Raw genomic sequence first — 18,078 nt, forward strand, 5'->3', positions numbered from 1 at the left:
ATGTCAGGAAACAGTCAGCTTCGGCGGGCCTCCGAACGGCCGGGATTCACCCGATGGAGTGTGGCCGCGTCCATGCCGATGGGCCGGGCGGAACATCCGTACGGATGACCGGCCGGCCCATCGTGCTGGGTGTCGGTGGAATCAGTCGCGGGCGGCCTCGGCCCGCTCGGCCACGCCGTTGCTGCCGGCGGGCGCGGAACGCAGCTGGGACTGCGAGAGGCCGTCGATCTTGGACACCAGGCCGGTCACCTGACGGGCGATGTCCGGTGCGGTGAGCCCGATCTCCGCCATGACCTCCTTGCGGGAGGCGTGGCCGAGGAACCGCTCGGGGATGCCGAAGTCGCGCAGCGGCAGGTCGACACCGGCGTCCCGCAGGGCCTGCGCGACGGCCGAACCGACGCCGCCGGAACGGATGTTGTCCTCGACGGTGACCACGACCCGGTGCTTCGCGGCGAGGCCCGGCAGCGCCTCGTCGACCGGCTTGACCCAGCGCGGGTCGACGACGGTGGTGGAGATGCCCTGCTTGTCGAGGAGGTCGGCGATCTCCAGGCACATCGGGGCGAGTGCGCCCACGGAGACCAGCAGGACGTCCGGGCGCTTGACGGAGTCGGCCGGCCGGCGCAGCACGTCCATGCCGCCCACCCGCTCGATGGCCTCGACGGCCGGGCCGACCGCGCCCTTGGAGTAGCGCACGACGGTGGGCGCGTCATCGACCTCGACGGCCTCGCGCAGCTGGGCGCGGACCTGGTCGGCGTCGCGCGGTGCGGCGATCCGCAGACCGGGCACGACCTGCAGGATCGACATGTCCCACATGCCGTTGTGGGAGGCGCCGTCGGTGCCGGTGACACCGGCCCGGTCCAGCACGAAGGTGACGCCGCACTTGTGCAGCGCCACGTCCATCAGCACCTGGTCGAAGGCGCGGTTGAGGAAGGTGGCGTAGACCGCGAAGACCGGGTGCAGACCGCCGGTGGCCATGCCCGCCGCCGAGACCGCACCGTGCTGCTCGGCGATGCCGACGTCGTAGACGCGGTCGGGGAAGGCCTTGGCGAACTTGTCCAGGCCGACGGGCTGGAGCATGGCCGCCGTGATGGCCACGATGTCCTCGCGCTCCTTGCCGAGCTCGACCATCTCGTCGCCGAAGACGGACGTCCAGTCCTTGCCGCCCGAGGAGATGGGCAGACCGGTGTCGGGGTGGATCTTGCCGACGGCGTGGAAGCGGTCCGCCTCGTCCTGGAGGGCGGGCTGGTAGCCGCGGCCCTTCTCGGTGAGGCAGTGCACGATGACCGGACCGCCGAAGCGCTTGGCGCGCGTCAGGGCGGATTCCAGCGCCTCGATGTCATGGCCGTCGATCGGGCCGACGTACTTCAGGCCCAGGTCCTCGAACATGCCCTGCGGGGCGATGAAGTCCTTCAGGCCCTTCTTGGCGCCGTGCAGGGTCTCGTAGAGCGGCTTGCCGACGACGGGCGTGCGCTCCAGCAGGTCCTTGCCGCGGGCCAGGAACCGCTCGTAGCCGTCCGTGGTGCGCAGCGTCGCCAGGTGGTTGGCGAGGCCGCCGATGGTCGGGGCGTAGGAGCGCTCGTTGTCGTTGACGACGATGACGAGCGGGCGGTCCTTGGCGGCGGCGATGTTGTTGAGCGCCTCCCAGGCCATGCCACCGGTCAGCGCGCCGTCACCGATGACCGCGGCGACCCGGTTGTCCGACCCGCGTACCTCGTTGGCCTTGGCGATGCCCTCGGCCCAGCCCAGGACCGTGGAGGCATGGCTGTTCTCGATGACGTCGTGCTCGGACTCGGCACGGGAGGGGTAGCCGGACAGGCCGCCCTTCGCCTTGAGCCTGGAGAAGTCCTGACGGCCGGTGAGCAGCTTGTGCACGTAGGACTGGTGCCCGGTGTCGAAGAGCACCTTGTCCTTCGGGGAGTCGAAGACACGGTGCAGGGCGATGGTCAGTTCGACCACGCCGAGGTTCGGCCCGAGGTGTCCGCCGGTCTTGGACACCGCGTCGACAAGGAAGGTACGGATCTCCCCCGCCAGCTGCTCGAGCTGCTCCGGGCCCAGTCGGTCCAGATCGCGCGGTCCCCTGATGCGGGAAAGCAACGCCACCCCTGCCTCCTTGCTGCTTGCTGCTTGCTGCCGTGGATCGAGCTTGCCGATCAGATGAGTCTAATGTCGCGCCCGGCGCGCCGACGCCCGGGCCTTGCGATGTATGTCACTCGGGTGAAACGGGCCGTGGCGCACGGCCCGGGTGGGCCGCCGCACGCGCGCCGGCCCCCACCGGATCATGCCCGGTGGGGGCCGGCGCCGTCGGGCGACAGGCGCGGTCAGGTACGTCCGGCTGTCTTCTGCGTCCGGCGGGAGACCGAGTCGATCACCACGGCGGCGAGCAGCACCGCACCGGTGATCATGTACTGGATCTCGCTGGCCATGCCGAGCAGGTTCAGGCCCTGCTGGATCGACTGGATGACCAGCATGCCCAGCAGCGCGGACCAGATCTTGCCGCGGCCGCCGAAGAGGCTGGTGCCGCCGATGACGGCCGCCGCGATGACGTTCATCAGGGTGTTGCCGGAGCCCAGGTTCTTGGTGGCGCCACCGGAGAGGCTGGCGATGAAGAGGCCGCCGAAGGCCGCGAGCATGCCCGAGATGGCGAAGACGCTGATCCGGATCTTGTTCACATTGATACCGGCCCGGCGCGCCGCCTCGGCGTTGCCGCCGACCGCGAAGATCTGCCGGCCGTAGGGGGTGCGGCGCACCACGAAGTCGGCGATGACCAGGACCGCGAGGAACAGCACCAGGGCCAGCGGCAGACCGCGGGCGCCGGCCGGCTCGTTCAGGACGTAGGCGACGACGAAGGCGATCACCGCGACCACGCCGGTGCGCAGCAGGATCTCGCTGAGCGGCCGGGAGGGCAGCGCGGCGGCCTTGCGGCGCTTGCTGTCCAGCAGCAGCGACCCGGCGTAGGCGAGGACCGCGATCAGCGCGAGACCGTAGGCCGCGGCCTTGTCCTCGAAGTAGTAGCCGGTGAGGTTCTCCACCACGCTGCCGCTCGGCGTGTTGATGGAGCCTTCCTTGCCCATCATCCAGATCTGCAGGCCGCTCCAGCCGAGGAAACCGGCCAGTGTGACGACGAAGGCCGGCACGCCGATCTTGGCGAAAAAGAACCCATGGAGGGCACCGATCGCCACACCGGCCACGATGGCGATCAGGACGGCGAGCCAGTCGTTGACGCCCTTGGTGACGCTGAGCACGGCCCATACCGCCGCGCCGACGCCCGCCACCGAGCCGACCGACAGGTCGATCTCGCCGAGCAGCAGCACGAAGACGATGCCGACGGCCATGATCCCGAGGCCGGAGGTGTAGACACCGATGTTCGCGAGGCTGTCGGCGGACAGGAAGCTGTGGTTCTTGAGCTGGAAGACGACCGCGATCACGATCAGGCCGATGACGACCGGCAGCGAGCCCAGCTCACCACCGCGCACCCGGCGCTTGAAGTCGTTGAGATAGCCCGTGAAGCCCTGTTCGCGGACGAGCAGGCGGGGGTCGACGGCGGCCGGCTGGGGGGCGTCGGCGGGCGGGGCGGCCACGGTCGCCTCGTCCTCGCCCGCGGCGGGCTGCTTGGTGAGATCACTCATGCGCCGGCCTCCTTCTTCACCTGGTCCGTACGCGCCTTACGGCGGGTCACGGCGTTGTCCGAGGCGCCGGTGATGGCGGCGACGACCTCTTCGTGGGAGGTGCCCTCGACATCGAAGACACCGTTGTTGCGGCCCAGCCGCAGCACCGCGACACGGTCCGCGACGGCCTGCACATCGGCCATGTTGTGGCTGATGAGGATGACGCCGAGCTCGCGCTCGCGCAGCCGCTCGACGAGGTCGAGGACCTGGGCGGTCTGCTCGACGCCGAGGGCGGCGGTGGGCTCGTCGAGGATGACGACCTTGGGGTCGCCGATCAGCGCACGGGCGATCGCGACGACCTGCCGCTGGCCTCCGGAGAGCGCGGCGACGGGGATGCGGACGCTCGGGATGCGGATGGACAGGGTGTCCAGCAGCTCCCTGGCGCGCTTCTCCATCGCGATCTCGTCGAGGACGCCCGCGGTGCGGATCTCGTTGCCGAGGAAGAGATTGGCGACGACGTCGAGGTTGTCGCAGAGCGCGAGGTCCTGGTAGACGGTGGCGACGCCGAGTTCCTGGGCGTCGTGCGGCTTGTTGATGCGTACCGCCACGCCTTCCCATTCGATGGCGCCGTCGTCGACCGGGTGGACGCCCGAGATGGTCTTGACGAGCGTGGACTTGCCGGCGCCGTTGTCGCCGACGAGGGCGACCACCTCACCGGGGTGGATCTCCAGGGTGACGTCCGTGAGTGCTTGGACGGCGCCGAACCGCTTGGAGACTCCGCGCAACGCCAGCACAGGCGTAGCGGACACGTGAATCATCTCCTTCGCCGCCGTCACAACGGCGGGGATGGTGGTGCGTGGAGCGGGGGGCTTGCGGGGAACGGTCCGGCGTCCGCGCCCGGGGCGGGATGCGGCCGGGACGGGACGCGGCCGGGCGGGGCAGGGCCGGGGCAGGGGCCGCGGGCACTGCCGCGCGGCCCCGCCGTGACCGGGGTCCGGGGCCCGAGGGCCCGGGGGGAGAGAGAAAGAGGTGGTGCCGGGGTGCCGTGGCCGGGAGACGTGGCCACGGACCGGGGCGGGAGCCGAGGGCCGGGGGCCGACGGCCGGGGGCCTACTTGATGCCGGCCGCCTCGCAGGCCTTCTTGACGTCGCCGGTGCAGATCTGGCTCGCCTTGTAGACCTTGTCCTTGATGATCGTGGAGGCGATGTTGTCCTTGGTCACGATCTGCGCGTCGTAGAGCTTGGCCGGGATGCCCTTGACCTCGCCGCTGAGGCTGTCGACCTTGGTGTCCGTCAGGGAGTCGATCTTCCCGCCCTTGAGCAGCTTGACGGCGATCTCGGCGGTGGAGTCGGCCTGCGGCTTGATCTGCTTGTAGATCGTGAAGGCCTGGTCGCCCTTGAGGATCCGCTGCAGACCGGCGAGCTCGGCGTCCTGGCCGCCGACCGGGACCTTGACGCCCTTCTGCTTGAGGGCGGTGATGATGCCGCCGGCCATGCCGTCGTTGCCGGAGTAGACGCCCTGGAAGCCGTCCTTGCCGAGCGAGTCGAGGGCGGCGCCCATCTTCCTGTTGGCCTCGTCCGACGACCAGTCCGGGATGTCCTGCTCGTACGCGATCTTCTTGACCTGCTTGTCGAGGACGCTGTGGGCGCCCTTCTTGAAGAACGGCATGTTCGGGTCGGTCGGCGAGCCGTTGATCATGACGACCTTGCTGTCCTTGGCCTTGTCGCCGAGCGCCTTGACCAGCGCCTGGCCCTGCAGGCGGCCGATCTTCTCGTTGTCGTAGGACACATACGCGGAGAGCTTGCCCTCGGCCAGCCGGTCGTAGGCGACGACCTTGACGCCCTTCTTGGCGGCCTGGTTCACCCAGGACTTGGTCGCCTTGAAGTCGACGGAGTCCAGAATGATCACCTTCACGCCCTGGGTGATCAGCGCGTCGAACTGCTTCTTCTGGTTCTCGGTGTCCTGCGAGGCGTTGTTGTACCGCACCTTGCAGTCGCTGCAGAGCGCCTTGATCTTCGACTCGATGAGCGGGCGGTCGAAGGTCTCGTACCGGGTGGTCTTGTTCTCCGGCAGCAGCAGGCCGATCGTCTTGTTGTCGCCGCCGCCCGACTTGGCGCCGTCGCCGGCCTTGCCGCACGCGGCCACGGAGAGCGCCATCGAAACGGCGGCGGTGCCTATGACGACGCGACGCGTCCAAACGTTCATTGGGGTGCCTCCCTGACGAGGCCGCGTCCTTGCGGCCGAGGTGGCTGGAAGTCAACTCGGCCGCCAGCCGACCGTCAAGGAGTAAATCCTTAACGAGATGACAACGGTGCCATGCGTTAGCTGTGTGAACTCAGCGCTTTCACGCTAGGGCCGGCGCGTCCGCGGATCGCGCACCGTCGAGCAGGGTCGAATCGCCCATCTCGCTCAGCACCAGCGCCAGCGCCCCCAGCACCTCCGCACGCCCCCCGAGCGTGCCGGGGACGATCCCCAACTGCCGTGCCGCACTGGGAATCGCGTACCGCGACACCGATTCACGGATCGGCGCCAGGACCAGCTCACCGGCCTCGGCAAGATCACCACCGAGCACCACCCTGCTCGGATTGAGCAGATTGCACAGATTCGCCACACCGCTGCCGATATGACGGCCCACGTCCGCAATCACCCGCCGGCAGCCCGGGTCGCCCTCGCGGGCCAGCTGCACCACCCGCGCCATGGTCAGATCGGGGCCGTGGCTCGGCTGCAGCAGTGGGAGGACGTAGCGGGCCGCGGTGAAGGTCTCCAGGCAGCCGCGGTTGCCGCAGCGGCACACCGGACCGGACTCGTCCAGGGTGATGTGCCCGATCTCGCCCGCCGTGCCGCCCGGCCCCCGGTAGATCTGCCCGCTGATCACCAGGCCGGCCCCGACACCGCTGGCGACCTTGATGTACGCCAGGTCGGCGGCACCCCGGCCACCGCCCCACACCAGCTCGCCCAGCGCGCCGAGGTTGGCGTCGTTGTCGACGTAGACGGGCACGCCGAGGCGCCCGGACAGCTCCTGGCTGGGGTTGGTCCCCGACCAGCCCGGCAGGATCGCCGTCGAGCCCAGCGTCCCGGACTCGACGTCGATGGGTCCCGGTACGCCCAGGCCGACGCCGATGACCTTGCCCGTGTCCAGCCCGGTGGCCGTGATCAGCCGGTTGACCAGCTCTTCCGCCCGGTCGAAGCCCTCCGCGGCGGAGGCGTCCACATCGATCGGCTCGGACTCCTCGGCGAGCACCTGGTGGGCGAGGTTGCCGACCGCCACCCGCAGATGGGAATGCCCGAAATCGACCCCTACGACGATGCCCGCGTCCCCGGAGAGGGAGACGCTGCGCGCCCGCCGCCCGCCCGCCGAGGTCGGGGTCACCTCAACGGTCCCGCCGTCCTTCAACTCGCGAACGATGTTGGAGACGGTGGCCGCGGACAGCCCCGTGCTCCGGGCGATCTCCGCCTGCGTGAGTGAGCCCGCCATACGCACCGCACGTACGACCCGCTCCAGATTGGCCCGGTGCAGCGAGGACTGCGACCCAGGAGTCTCCATCGACTCATCCACTCCCGTCTGGGGCCGGGGGTGTCTCCCAGTGGTGACTGAGGGAGACACGACGACCGCCCACCGGCCGCACCCACACCCTTGTGGGACGGCCCTCGATTCAACATGTGAACTCTAAGCAGAACTCCAGCCGGGAAGTCTCGTCAAGGCGTTGAGCCCACACATGATCAGCGGGCGGTCCGCCGGGAAGCGCGAGGAGGCGGCCCCGCCGCAGCGGAGCCGCCCGGGAGCGGGGACCCGGCGAGGCGCGAAGTCGGCGCAAACGCGTCGTCGGCCGCCGGCCGGGAGACGCCGTCCCGGCCCGCTCCCCTACTTGAGTGCCCCCGCGGTCAGCCCGGCCACCACCTGCCGCTGGAAGATGATGTACGCGGCGAGCACCGGCAGCATCGCGATCGTCAGCCCCGCGAACAGACCGGACCAGTCCCCCTTGTAGCCCTGGCTCACCGCCAGCGCCACCAGCCCCTGGGTCAACATCTTCTTGTTCGGGTCCCCGACGTTGAGCACCGTCGGCAGCAGGTACTGGTTCCACTGCCCGAGGAAGTTGAAGATGCCGACACTGATCAGGCCGGGCTTGGCCATCGGCAGCATCACCTGGAAGAAGGTGCGGGTGTGCGAGGCGCCGTCGATGAGCGCCGCCTCGGCCACCGAGGTGGGCAGCGTGCGGAAGAATCCGCTGAGGAAGAAGACCGTGAACGGCAGCGAGTAGGCGATGTAGACCAGGATCAGGCCGTGGTAGGTGTCCAGCAGCGCCATGTTCTTCATGACGAAGAACAGCGGGACCAGCGCCAGGATGACCGGGAAGCCCATCCCGCCCACGAACAGGAAGTACACGAAGCGGTTGCCCGGGAAGTCGAAGCGGGCCAGCACATACGCCGCCATCGCCCCCAGCAGCATCGTGCCGATCAGTGAACCGCCCACGACGATCAGCGAGTTGAGGAAGTACTGGCCCATGTTCGCCTTGTCCCAGGCGCGTGACCAGTTGTCGAAGTGCAGGACCGAGGGCAGTCCCCAGGGCGAGCCGAAGATCTCGGTGTCGTCCTTGAAGGAGCTCACCACCGCCCAGAGCAGCGGCATGGTGACCAGCAGGCCCCAGATCACCAGTACGCCGTGCGAGAAGACGTTGAGGACCCGGCCCTCGCCGCTTCCGCCGCCGGAGCGGGCGTCGCCCTTGCGGCCCGCGCCGCCGCGCTGCCCGGGGAGTCGCGGGGTGCCCGGTCGCGGCTCCTGCTCTTTCGACACACCGGGGAGGTCCGCGGGGTCCGTCTGCGCACTCATCAGAACTCCAGTCGCTCGCGTCGTCCCAGCCGCATCACGACGGCCGAGAAGACGAGGGTCACGATCAGCAGGGAAACGCCGATGGCCGTCGCGTATCCGGCCTGACCGTCGCGGAAGGTCTTCTGGTACACGTACAGCGGAAGGACCTCGGTCGAATAGTCGGGCCCGCCCGGACCGACACTCATGATCTGCACGAAGGCGAAGGCCGAGACGTCCAGGGCGAGGATGCCCATATAGATCCAGCCGGTCTGGACGGTGTCCCACAACAGCGGCAGGGTGATCCGGAAGAACGTGTTGAAACGGTTCGCGCCGTCCAGCAACGCGGCCTCGTAGAAGTCCTTCGGAATGGAGCTCATACCGGCGGAGAAGAGCACGACGTAGAAGCCGACATTCGCCCACACCATCGCGGCCATGACGCACCACAGCGCGATCTGCGGATCGCCCAGCCAGTCCGGCTGCACATTGTCGAGCCCGATCGCCTTGAAGAAGGCGTTGAGCGCGCCGCTCTCCGGGTTGTAGGCGAACTGGAACAGCAGCGCGACGATCGGGACCGACAGCACCTGCGGGAAGAAGTAGAGGATCTTGTAGGTTCCCGAGCCGCGCACACCGCCGATGACCGCCTTCTTCCGGCGGCGGCCACCGACGTTGAGCATAAAGGCGAAGAAGAGCCCGAGGGAGAGCGTCACCACCGGCAGGAGCAGCAACAACGTCACGCTGTTGCCCACGGCGGACCAGAAGACGTCGTCCTTCAAGAGGCGCGCATAGTTGTCGAAGCCGACCATCTTCATGTCCGGACTCAGTCCGGTCCAGTCCGTGAAGGAGTAGTAGATGGCCTGCACGAACGGCGAGATCACGAAGATCGCGTAAATCGCCAGCGGGAGGACCAAGAACCCCGCGATGAAACGGTACTTACCGTGTTTCATGACTTCCGATCCCGTTCTCTCCCTGCGTGTGCCACCACCGGTGACGCGCCCCCACGGCCCATGCCGGGAAGTGCCCCCGCGAACTCGTCGGTCAGCGCTTGTACTTCTTGACGCTGGAATCGTCGCGGGTGTCGTCCGCGTACTTCTGGATCTTCTTGATGGCCTCGTCCGGCGTCATCCGGCCGGCCATCATCTCGCCCAGCGCACCGACACCGATCCGCTCCTTCTGGAGCGCCACGTACCAGTCCTGCAGTCGCGGGTTGACGATGTTCTGGCCGGCCTTCTGCAGCGCCACCTGCGCCGATGCCAGACCCGGCGGGAGGGTGAGGCCCTCGGTGCCGCCGTTGAGCGAGGTGAGCGAGGAGACCTGCTTGATGAAGTTCTGCGAGGACTTCTTGCTGAGCATGATGCGCAGCAGCTCCATACCGCCCTCGGCGTTCCGGGCCTTGCGCGGCACGATGTACGGCTCGCCGCCCGAGGCCCAGATGGTGCCGTACGGCATCTTGTCGGAGGCCGACAGGCTGGACGGGGCGCCCACCGCGAGGTCGAAGTGCGGGTTCTTCGCGATCTGCTTGGCCGACTCGTTCTCCACCCAGGAACCGTTGGGGATGAACAGCGCCTTGCCCTCGGCCCACGCCTTCTGCGACTGCAGGTGGTCCAGGCCGGGCGAGCCCTTGAGGACATAGCCCTTCTTGTAGAGCTCGTAATAGGCGTCGAAGGCCGCCTTGACCGCCGGGTCCTTCCAGGCGTTCGGCTCCAGGTTGTCGATCTTCCGCAGGACCTCCGCGCCACCGATCTTGGCGATGAACGGGTACAGGCTGAAGGGCAGGTAGTACGGGTACTTTCCCGGGTACGTCCAGCCCGCGACGCCCTTCTTCTTGGCCTTCGCGCAGAGGGCCAGCATGTCGTCCCAGGTCTCCGGATATTCCGCGTCCAGCTTCTGCAGATTGCTCTTGGAGTACCAGACGCCGTAGACCGTGTACGCGTAGTAGAGGATCCAGGTTTCCTTGCCGCCGAACTGGCCCATTTCGACGACGCCGGGACGCAGCGTGTCGCGCACCTTCTTGCCCGGATCGTCCACGGAGGGGGCATCGAGGAGGGCCGAGAGGTCGGTCAGCTGGTCCTTGGCCACCAGCGTGCCGAAATCCATCTGTTCCGCACCGGAGTTGTCGACGAGGTCGGGAGGGTTTCCGCCGTTGAAGCGCGGCTGCAGCGTCGACTGGATCTTCTGGGTCGACGAGAGCTTGACCTTGCCGTCCGCCTTCGGGAAGGACTTCACGTACTCGCCCTGTGCGTCCTTGGCGTACTTGTCGCCGAATCCGCCGTCGAAGATGACCACATCGAGGCCGGCCGATTCATTGACCGCGAGCGGATTCTTGGCCGACTTCTTGCCTTTTTCGACCTTGTTGTCGTCATCCCCACCGCCGCCGGCGCACGCCGACAGCATGCTCATGGCCGGTACGGCGACGATTCCCAGGGCCGCGGCCCGCTTGACCAGATCGCGACGGTTGAATTCAGAGGTGGATCCCATGCTCAAGTCCTCGCCTTCTTCAGGACTCAGGCGGTGTACCGGAGCCACCCCGGCACCGCGGGTCAGATGAAGCTGAGTTGTACGGGATGTGCACCGGGCGCGCTAGAGAAATGCGGGACAGTCATCCGTTCCCGCCTTCCCCCCGGATCCACGGCCGTGGTCGTACGGCCGGTCGGACGCCGACAGGTATAGTCCACTTCCGGCCGCAGGGGCAAGATCGAATGCAGGGTTGGACGGCAGTCTTTCCCTAGTTGAGACCTCCCCGGCATGCAGGGGATTCGCCCGGACCTCACCCTGCCGGACCGCCCGGCGACACGGCGGCCCACCGATCTCAGCGGCACCCTTGACACCAAAGCCCCCACGCACCTTACTTATCTCTGTTTATCCAGGCGCCATGTAACTGACAACGATGTCAATCTCGTTGAGAGGGCTCGCGTGCGGCTCAGACACCGGCACCGTCCACTGCGGGGGATCGCCCGCCCCGCCGCCCTCGCGGCGGCCGCTCTGCTCGTCATCACCGTGCCGGGCCCGGCGGGCGCAGCCCAGGCCGCGCCGCCCCGAAAGCCCCCGGGGGCAACGGAGTTCCACTCGTCCTTCGAGTCCGGCGACCCGCAGCCGGACTGGTCCGACAGCGTCGACACCGGCCCCGACGGGAAACCCAGGGCCTTCGGGGTCACTCCGCAGACCGCCCCCGCGGCTCCCGGTATGAACACCGGGACCGACACGGGCCCCGGCGACTCCCCCACCGCCAAGGCGCACGCCGGCTTCAGCGGCACCCATGCGCTGCGCTACTCCGGCACCCACACCGCGGACGGCCACGGCTACTCGTACAACAAGATCTTCGACGTCAACGTCCCCGTCACGGGGACGACTTCGCTCTCGTACAAGCTCTTCCCCGAGATGGCGAAGAGCGACCCGGACTATCCGGCGACCCACGCCGCCGTGGATCTGGCCTTCACCGACGGCACCTACCTCAGCGAGCTGTCCGCCGTCGACCAGCACGGCGCGCCGCTGTCGCCGGCCGGCCAGGGCGCGTCCAAGACGGTCTACGCCAATCAGTGGAACAACCGGGAGTCGCGGATCGGGGCGGTCGCCGCCGGAAAGACCGTCGACCGGATCCTGGTCGCCTACGACGCGCCCAGGGCGCCGCGGACCGCACCGGCCTTCCGCGGCTGGGTCGACGACATCGTCCTCGGCCCCAAGGCCCCGGAGAAGCCGCTCGCCCACCTCTCCGACTACGCCGTCACCACCCGCGGCACGCTCTCCAGCGGCAGCTTCTCGCGCGGCAACACCTTCCCCGCCACCGCCGTCCCCAACGGGTTCAACTTCTGGACCCCGGTCACCAACGCGGGCTCCGCCGACTGGCTCTACGAGTACGCGCGGAAGAACAACGCCGACAACCTCCCCACCCTCCAGGCCTTCAGCGCCAGCCATGAACCGAGCCCGTGGATGGGCGACCGGCAGACCTTCCAGGTCATGCCGTCCGCCGCGGCCGGCACCCCGGACGCCTCCCGCACCGGCCGTGCGCTGCCGTTCCACCACGCCAACGAGACCGCGAAGCCGCACTACTACGGCGTCACCTTCGACAACGGCCTCAAGACGGAGATCACCCCGACCGACCACGCCGCGCTGATGCGCTTCACCTTCCCCGGCGACCAGGCGAGCCTGATCTTCGACAACGTCAACGACAAGGGCGGGCTGAGCCTGGACACCGAGCGCGGGATCGTCACCGGCTTCTCGGACGTCAGGAGCGGACTGTCCGTCGGCGCCACCCGGCTCTTCGTCTACGGCGTCTTCGACGCCCCGGTCACCGGCGGCGGCAAGCTCCCCAACGGGGGGTGCGGCGTCAGCCGCTCCAGTGGAGCCGGTGCTTGCACCGGGGGCAAGGACGTCACCGGCTATCTCCGCTTCCGTCCCGGGGCGGACCGCACCGTGACCATGCGGATCGCCACCTCCCTGATCAGCGTGGACCAGGCCAAGGCGAATCTGACCCGGGAGATCCCGGCCGACGCGACCTTCAACGGCATCAGGGACCGGGCGCAGTCGCAGTGGGACGACCTCCTGGGCAGGATCGAGGTCCAGGGCGCGAGCCGTGATCAGCTCACCACCCTCTACTCCAACCTCTACCGCCTCTACCTCTACCCCAACTCCGGCTTCGAGAAGGTCGGTTCGCGCAGCCGCTACGCCTCGCCCTTCTCGCCGCAGACCGGGCAGGACACCCCGACCCGCACCGGCTCGAAGATCGTCGACGGTGAGGTGTACGTCAACAACGGCTTCTGGGACACCTACCGGACCACCTGGCCCGCCTATGCGCTCCTCACCCCGAAACGCGCGGGGAAGATGGTCGACGGCTTCGTCCAGCAGTACAAGGACGGCGGCTGGATCTCCCGCTGGTCCTCACCCGGCTATGCGGACCTGATGACCGGCACCAGCTCCGATGTGGCCTTCGCGGACGCCTACGCCAAGGGGGTGAATTTCGATGCCGAGGCGGCCTATGCCGCGGCCGTCAAGAACGCCACCGTCGCCCCGCCGAACCCCGGCGTCGGCCGCAAGGGCATGAACACCGCGCCGTTCCTCGGCTATACGAGCACCGACACCCGCGAGGGCATGTCCTGGGCGCTGGAGGGCTATCTCAACGACTTCGGCATCGCCCGTATGGGCAAGGCGCTGTACGAGAAGACCAAAAAGCCCCGCTACAAGGAAGAATCCGCTTATTTCCTGGGCCGTGCCCAGAACTACGTCAAGCTCTTCGACGACAAGGTCGGCTTCTTCCAGGGCAAGGACGCCCGGGGCGACTGGCGGCTGCCGCCGGGCACCTTCGACCCCCGGGTCTGGGGCAACGACTACACCGAGACCAACGCCTGGACCTTCGCCTTCACCGCGCCGCAGGACACCCGCGGCCTGGCCAACCTCTACGGCGGCCGCCCGGGCCTGGCCAAGAAGCTGGACGCCTACTTCTCCACCCCGGAGACCGCGTCCAAGGAATTCGCCGGCTCCTACGGCGAGGTGATCCATGAAATGACCGAGGCCCGCGACACCCGGATGGGCATGTACGGGCACAGCAATCAGCCCTCGCACCACATCGCCTATGTCTATGACGCGGCGGGACAGCCCTACAAGACCCAGGAAAAGGTCCGCGAGGCGATGTCGCGGCTCTACCTCGGCAGCGAGATCGGCCAGGGATATCCGGGCGACGAGGACAACGGCGAGATGTCCGCCTGGTACGTCTTCAGCTCGCTCGGCTTCTATCCGCTGGTGATGGGCCAGGGCGAATACGCGGTGGGCTCCCCGCTGTTCACCAAGGCCACGGTCCACCTGGAGAACGGACGCGATCTCACCATCAGGGCCCCGCGCAACAACGCCCGCAACGTCTACGTCCAAAGCCTCCGGGTGAACGGCAAGGCCTGGCACTCCACCGCCGTGCCGCACCGGCTCCTCGCCCGCGGCGGCACCCTGGACTTCACCATGGGCGACCGGCCGTCCGCCTGGGGCAGCGCGGCGGACGCCGCCCCGACGTCGATCACCAAGGACGACAAGGTCCCCACGCCCCCGGCCGACCTCACCTCCCCGACAGCCGGCCCGCTCTTCGACAACACCTCCGACACCTCGGCCGAACCGACCGGCGCTCCGGTGGACCTCCCCCGGCCCGCCCGGGTCGCGTCGTACACGCTCACCTCGTCGGACCGTGCCACGGCGCCGGCCGGCTGGACCCTGGAGGGCTCCCGGGACGGAGAGCGGTGGACGCGGCTGGACCACCGCGAGGGCGAGTCCTTCGCCTGGGACCGCCAGACCCGGGTCTTCGCCGTCGGCCGGCCCGGCAGCTATGAGCACTACCGACTGGTGCCCGACGGCAAGGGCACGCTCGCCGAGGTCGAGCTTCTCGGGGCGCCGTAAGGCGGTGGTGGCCAGGGGGTGAGCCGGTAGGCGTCGGCCGTGGCCGCTTCTTCGGAGAGCAGGAAGCGGGTGCCGATCCACGCCGCGTCGGCTCCCAGGGCCAGGGCGGCGGCCAGGCCGCGACCGTCGGCGATCCCTCCGGCGGCGACGACCGGCACCGGCGCCACCGCGTCGACGACCGCCGGCATGGCGGATCCGCCTGCGGAGGGCGTCGGGGTCGTCCCAGCTCACGGCGAGGGTCCCCAGTCCCCCGGCCCCGCAAACTCCGGCAGCTCTCGTCCGGTCCTCTGAGACCGGGCCCGGACGCACGGACGGGCCGTACCCCCTCGGTCGAGGGGGTACGGCCCGTCCTGCTGCCGCGGGGGACCTACTTGCGGATCAGCGAGCGCAGCACGTACTGCATGATGCCGCCGTTGCGGTAGTAGTCCGCCTCGCCGGGGGTGTCGATACGGACGACCGCGTCGAACTCGACGCCGCTGTCCGTGGTGACCTTGACCGTGCGCGGCGTGGTGCCGTCGTTCAGCTCGGTCACGCCGGCGATCGAGAAGGTCTCCTCGCCGGTCAGGCCGAGGGACTCGGCGGACGCGCCCTCCGGGAACTGCAGCGGCAGGACGCCCATGCCGATGAGGTTCGAGCGGTGGATGCGCTCGTAGGACTCGGCGACGACGGCCCGGACGCCGAGCAGCGCGGTGCCCTTGGCGGCCCAGTCGCGGGACGAGCCGGAGCCGTACTCCTTGCCGGCCAGGATGACCAGCGGGGTGCCGGCGGCCTGGTAGTTCTGCGAGGCGTCGTAGATGAAGGAGACCGGCCCGCCGTCCTGCGTGAAGTCGCGGGTGTAGCCGCCCTCGGTGCCCGGCGCGATCTGGTTGCGCAGGCGGATGTTGGCGAAGGTGCCGCGGATCATGACCTCGTGGTTACCACGGCGCGAGCCGTAGGAGTTGAAGTCACGACGCTCCACACCGTGCTCGGTGAGGTACTGGCCGGCCGGGGTGTCGGCCTTGATCGCACCGGCCGGGGAGATGTGGTCGGTGGTGACCGAGTCGCCCAGCTTCGCCAGCACCCGGGCGCCGGAGATGTCGGAGACCGGGGTGGTCTCCATCGTCATGCCCTCGAAGTACGGGGGCTTGCGCACGTAGGTGGACTGCGGGTCCCACTCGAAGGTGTTGCCGGTCGGGATCGACAGCGCCTGCCACTGGGCGTCGCCCGCGAAGACGTCCTGGTAGGACTTGTTGAACATGTCCTCGCCGATGGCGTTGGCCACGACGTCGTTGACCTCGGCCTCGGAGGGCCAGATGTCCTTGAGGTAGACCGGGTTGCCCTCGGTGTCGGTGCCCAGCGCGTCCTCGGTGACGTTCACCTTCATGGAACCCGCGAGGGCGTACGCGACGACCAGCGGCGGGGACGCCAGGTAGTTCATCTTGACGTCGGGGTTGATCCGGCCCTCGAAGTTGCGGTTGCCGGAGAGCACCGAGGTGACGGCGAGGTCGTGGTCGTTGACGGCCTTGGAGACCTCCTCCGGCAGCGGGCCGGAGTTGCCGATGCAGGTGGTGCAGCCGTAGCCGACGAGGTTGAAGCCGACCTTGTCGAGGTACGGGGTGAGCCCGGCCTTGTCGAAGTAGTCGGTGACGACCTTCGAGCCCGGCGCCAGGGTGGTCTTGACCCACGGCTTGCGGGTCAGGCCCTTCTCCACGGCCTTCTTCGCGACCAGCGCGGCGGCGACCATGACGTACGGGTTCGAGGTGTTGGTGCAGGAGGTGATGGCCGCGACCGTCACCGCACCGTGGTCGATCTCGTAGGTCGAGCCGTCGGGGGCGGTGACCGTGGTCGGACGGGTCGGCACGCCGTTGGTGGCGGCCGGGGCGTCGGAGGCCGGGAAGGACTCCTTGCCCGCCTCGTCGTCGTCCTCGACGTAGTTGCGCACGTCCAGCGCGAACTGCTCGGCGGCGTTGGCCAGGACGATGCGGTCCTGCGGACGCTTCGGGCCGGCGATGGACGGGACGACCGTCGCCAGGTCCAGCTCCAGCTTCTCGGAGAAGTCGGGCTCGGCGGCCGGGTCGAGCCAGAGGCCCTGCTCCTTGGCGTACGCCTCGACGAGCGCGACCTGCTGCTCGTCGCGGCCGGTCAGGCGCAGGTACTTCAGGGTCTCGTCGTCGATCGGGAAGATCGCGGCGGTGGAGCCGAACTCCGGCGACATGTTGCCGATGGTGGCGCGGTTGGCCAGCGAGGTGGCGGCGACGCCCTCGCCGTAGAACTCGACGAACTTGCCGACGACACCGTGCTTGCGCAGCATCTCGGTGATGGTCAGCACCAGGTCGGTGGCGGTGGTGCCGGGCTTGAGCTCACCGGTCAGCTTGAAGCCGACGACGCGCGGGATGAGCATGGAGACCGGCTGGCCGAGCATCGCGGCCTCGGCCTCGATGCCGCCGACGCCCCAGCCCAGGACACCGAGGCCGTTGACCATGGTGGTGTGCGAGTCGGTGCCGACGAGGGTGTCGGGGTAGGCCTGGCCACCGCGGACCATGACCGTACGGGCCAGGTGCTCGATGTTCACCTGGTGGACGATGCCGGTGCCGGGCGGGACGACCTTGAACTCGTCGAAGGCCGTCTGGCCCCAGCGCAGGAACTGGTAGCGCTCCTTGTTGCGGCCGTACTCCAGCTCGACGTTCTGGCCGAAGGCGTCCTTCGTGCCGAACTTGTCGGCGATGACGGAGTGGTCGATGACCAGCTCGGCCGGCGCCAGCGGGTTGATCTTCGCCGGGTCGCCGCCCAGCTCCTTCACGGCCTCACGCATGGTCGCGAGGTCCACGACACAGGGCACGCCGGTGAAGTCCTGCATGATCACGCGGGCCGGCGTGAACTGGATCTCCTGGCTGGGCTGGGCCTGCGAGTCCCAGCCGCTGAGCGCCCGGATGTGGTCGGCGGTGATGTTCGCGCCGTCCTCGGTACGGAGCAGGTTCTCCAGCAGCACCTTCAGGCTGTAGGGAAGACGCGCGGCGCCTTCGACCTTGTCCAGCCGGAAGATCTCGTACGACTCGTCGCCCACCTGCAGCGTGCTGCGGGCGTCGAAGCTGTTCGCCGACACGACAGTCTCCTTCATGCATGAAATTCGCGCGTACCACCGCAATGCTGCCGTCACAGCTTCTTGCCCCATCCGCTAAGGTATGCCTAAGTTAGGCACGCCTTACTGGCGCGGCAGCGGTACGCCTCTCGGCAGATATCTCGATGTCGAGATAACTCTAGTACATCGTTGCGGCCTGGTCATGCCCTGACAGGTGTCCTCGCTCACGCACCCTCCTC

The 18,078-nt window shown here is 68.6% G+C and carries 11 protein-coding genes; 1 reads left to right on the plus strand and 10 read right to left on the minus strand.

From position 1 onward, the window contains the following. Positions 1–141 precede the first annotated feature (141 nt). From dxs to ngcE, 8 genes are all read right to left on the minus strand, one after another. Entirely contained in the window at positions 142–2,100 is a 1,959-nt protein-coding gene (gene dxs / locus Scani_RS00705) for a 1-deoxy-D-xylulose-5-phosphate synthase (RefSeq protein WP_159468942.1), read from the minus strand. A gap of 218 nt (positions 2,101–2,318) precedes the next feature. After that, on the minus strand, positions 2,319–3,626 hold the full coding sequence (locus tag Scani_RS00710) for a sugar ABC transporter permease (protein WP_159468944.1): 1,308 nt from the start codon (positions 3,624–3,626) through the stop codon (positions 2,319–2,321). Beyond that, positions 3,623–4,423, minus strand: a complete 801-nt coding sequence (locus Scani_RS00715) for an ATP-binding cassette domain-containing protein (protein ID WP_159468946.1) — start codon at positions 4,421–4,423, stop codon at positions 3,623–3,625. The genes Scani_RS00710 and Scani_RS00715 overlap by 4 nt, the downstream gene beginning before the upstream one ends. Positions 4,424–4,715: 292 nt before the next feature. Then, a complete protein-coding gene (locus tag Scani_RS00720) occupies positions 4,716–5,810 on the minus strand; it encodes a substrate-binding domain-containing protein (protein WP_246295393.1) in 1,095 nt (364 codons plus the stop codon). 139 nt (positions 5,811–5,949) lie between these two features. Further along, positions 5,950–7,149, minus strand: coding sequence for an ROK family transcriptional regulator (locus Scani_RS00725; RefSeq protein WP_159468948.1), 1,200 nt, complete (start codon positions 7,147–7,149; stop codon positions 5,950–5,952). Between the two features lie 318 nt (positions 7,150–7,467). Next, positions 7,468–8,433 carry a carbohydrate ABC transporter permease gene (locus tag Scani_RS00730; RefSeq protein WP_159468951.1) on the minus strand — a complete coding sequence of 322 codons (966 nt, stop codon included), beginning with the start codon at positions 8,431–8,433 and terminating at the stop codon, positions 7,468–7,470. Beyond that, positions 8,433–9,356: a carbohydrate ABC transporter permease gene (locus tag Scani_RS00735; protein WP_159468953.1), complete on the minus strand. Its 924-nt coding sequence runs from the start codon at positions 9,354–9,356 to the stop codon at positions 8,433–8,435. Before Scani_RS00735 ends, Scani_RS00730 begins: the two co-directional genes overlap by 1 nt. A gap of 91 nt (positions 9,357–9,447) precedes the next feature. Continuing rightward, positions 9,448–10,887, minus strand: a complete 1,440-nt coding sequence (gene ngcE / locus Scani_RS00740; protein WP_159468955.1) for an N-acetylglucosamine/diacetylchitobiose ABC transporter substrate-binding protein — start codon at positions 10,885–10,887, stop codon at positions 9,448–9,450. Positions 10,888–11,322: 435 nt separating this feature from the next. On the opposite strand from ngcE, the gene Scani_RS00745 reads away from it, so the two are divergent. Then, on the plus strand, positions 11,323–14,781 hold the full coding sequence (locus tag Scani_RS00745) for a GH92 family glycosyl hydrolase (RefSeq protein WP_159468956.1): 3,459 nt from the start codon (positions 11,323–11,325) through the stop codon (positions 14,779–14,781). Here the strand turns inward: Scani_RS00745 and Scani_RS41625 are convergent. Next, positions 14,718–14,969 carry a nitronate monooxygenase gene (locus Scani_RS41625; protein ID WP_218039150.1) on the minus strand — a complete coding sequence of 84 codons (252 nt, stop codon included), beginning with the start codon at positions 14,967–14,969 and terminating at the stop codon, positions 14,718–14,720. The genes Scani_RS00745 and Scani_RS41625 overlap by 64 nt on opposite strands. 179 nt (positions 14,970–15,148) lie before the next feature. Then, positions 15,149–17,863, minus strand: a complete 2,715-nt coding sequence (gene acnA, locus Scani_RS00755; RefSeq protein WP_159468958.1) for an aconitate hydratase AcnA — start codon at positions 17,861–17,863, stop codon at positions 15,149–15,151. Positions 17,864–18,078 lie beyond the last annotated feature (215 nt).

It is taken from the genome of Streptomyces caniferus (assembly GCF_009811555.1).
Taxonomy (GTDB): domain Bacteria; phylum Actinomycetota; class Actinomycetes; order Streptomycetales; family Streptomycetaceae; genus Streptomyces; species Streptomyces caniferus.

Bases quoted from the DNA above. Each gene is read 5' to 3' on its own strand.
- Scani_RS00710 (WP_159468944.1), bottom strand. From the start codon at position 3,626: ATGAGTGATCTCACCAAGCAGCCCGCCGCGGGCGAGGACGAGGCGACC.
- Scani_RS00720 (WP_246295393.1), bottom strand. From the start codon at position 5,810: ATGAACGTTTGGACGCGTCGCGTCGTCATAGGCACCGCCGCCGTTTCG.
- Scani_RS41625 (WP_218039150.1), bottom strand. From the start codon at position 14,969: ATGCCGGCGGTCGTCGACGCGGTGGCGCCGGTGCCGGTCGTCGCCGCC.
- Scani_RS00735 (WP_159468953.1), bottom strand. From the start codon at position 9,356: ATGAAACACGGTAAGTACCGTTTCATCGCGGGGTTCTTGGTCCTCCCG.
- Scani_RS00725 (WP_159468948.1), bottom strand. From the start codon at position 7,149: ATGGAGACTCCTGGGTCGCAGTCCTCGCTGCACCGGGCCAATCTGGAG.
- Scani_RS00730 (WP_159468951.1), bottom strand. From the start codon at position 8,433: ATGAGTGCGCAGACGGACCCCGCGGACCTCCCCGGTGTGTCGAAAGAG.
- ngcE (WP_159468955.1), bottom strand. From the start codon at position 10,887: ATGGGATCCACCTCTGAATTCAACCGTCGCGATCTGGTCAAGCGGGCC.
- Scani_RS00715 (WP_159468946.1), bottom strand. From the start codon at position 4,423: ATGATTCACGTGTCCGCTACGCCTGTGCTGGCGTTGCGCGGAGTCTCC.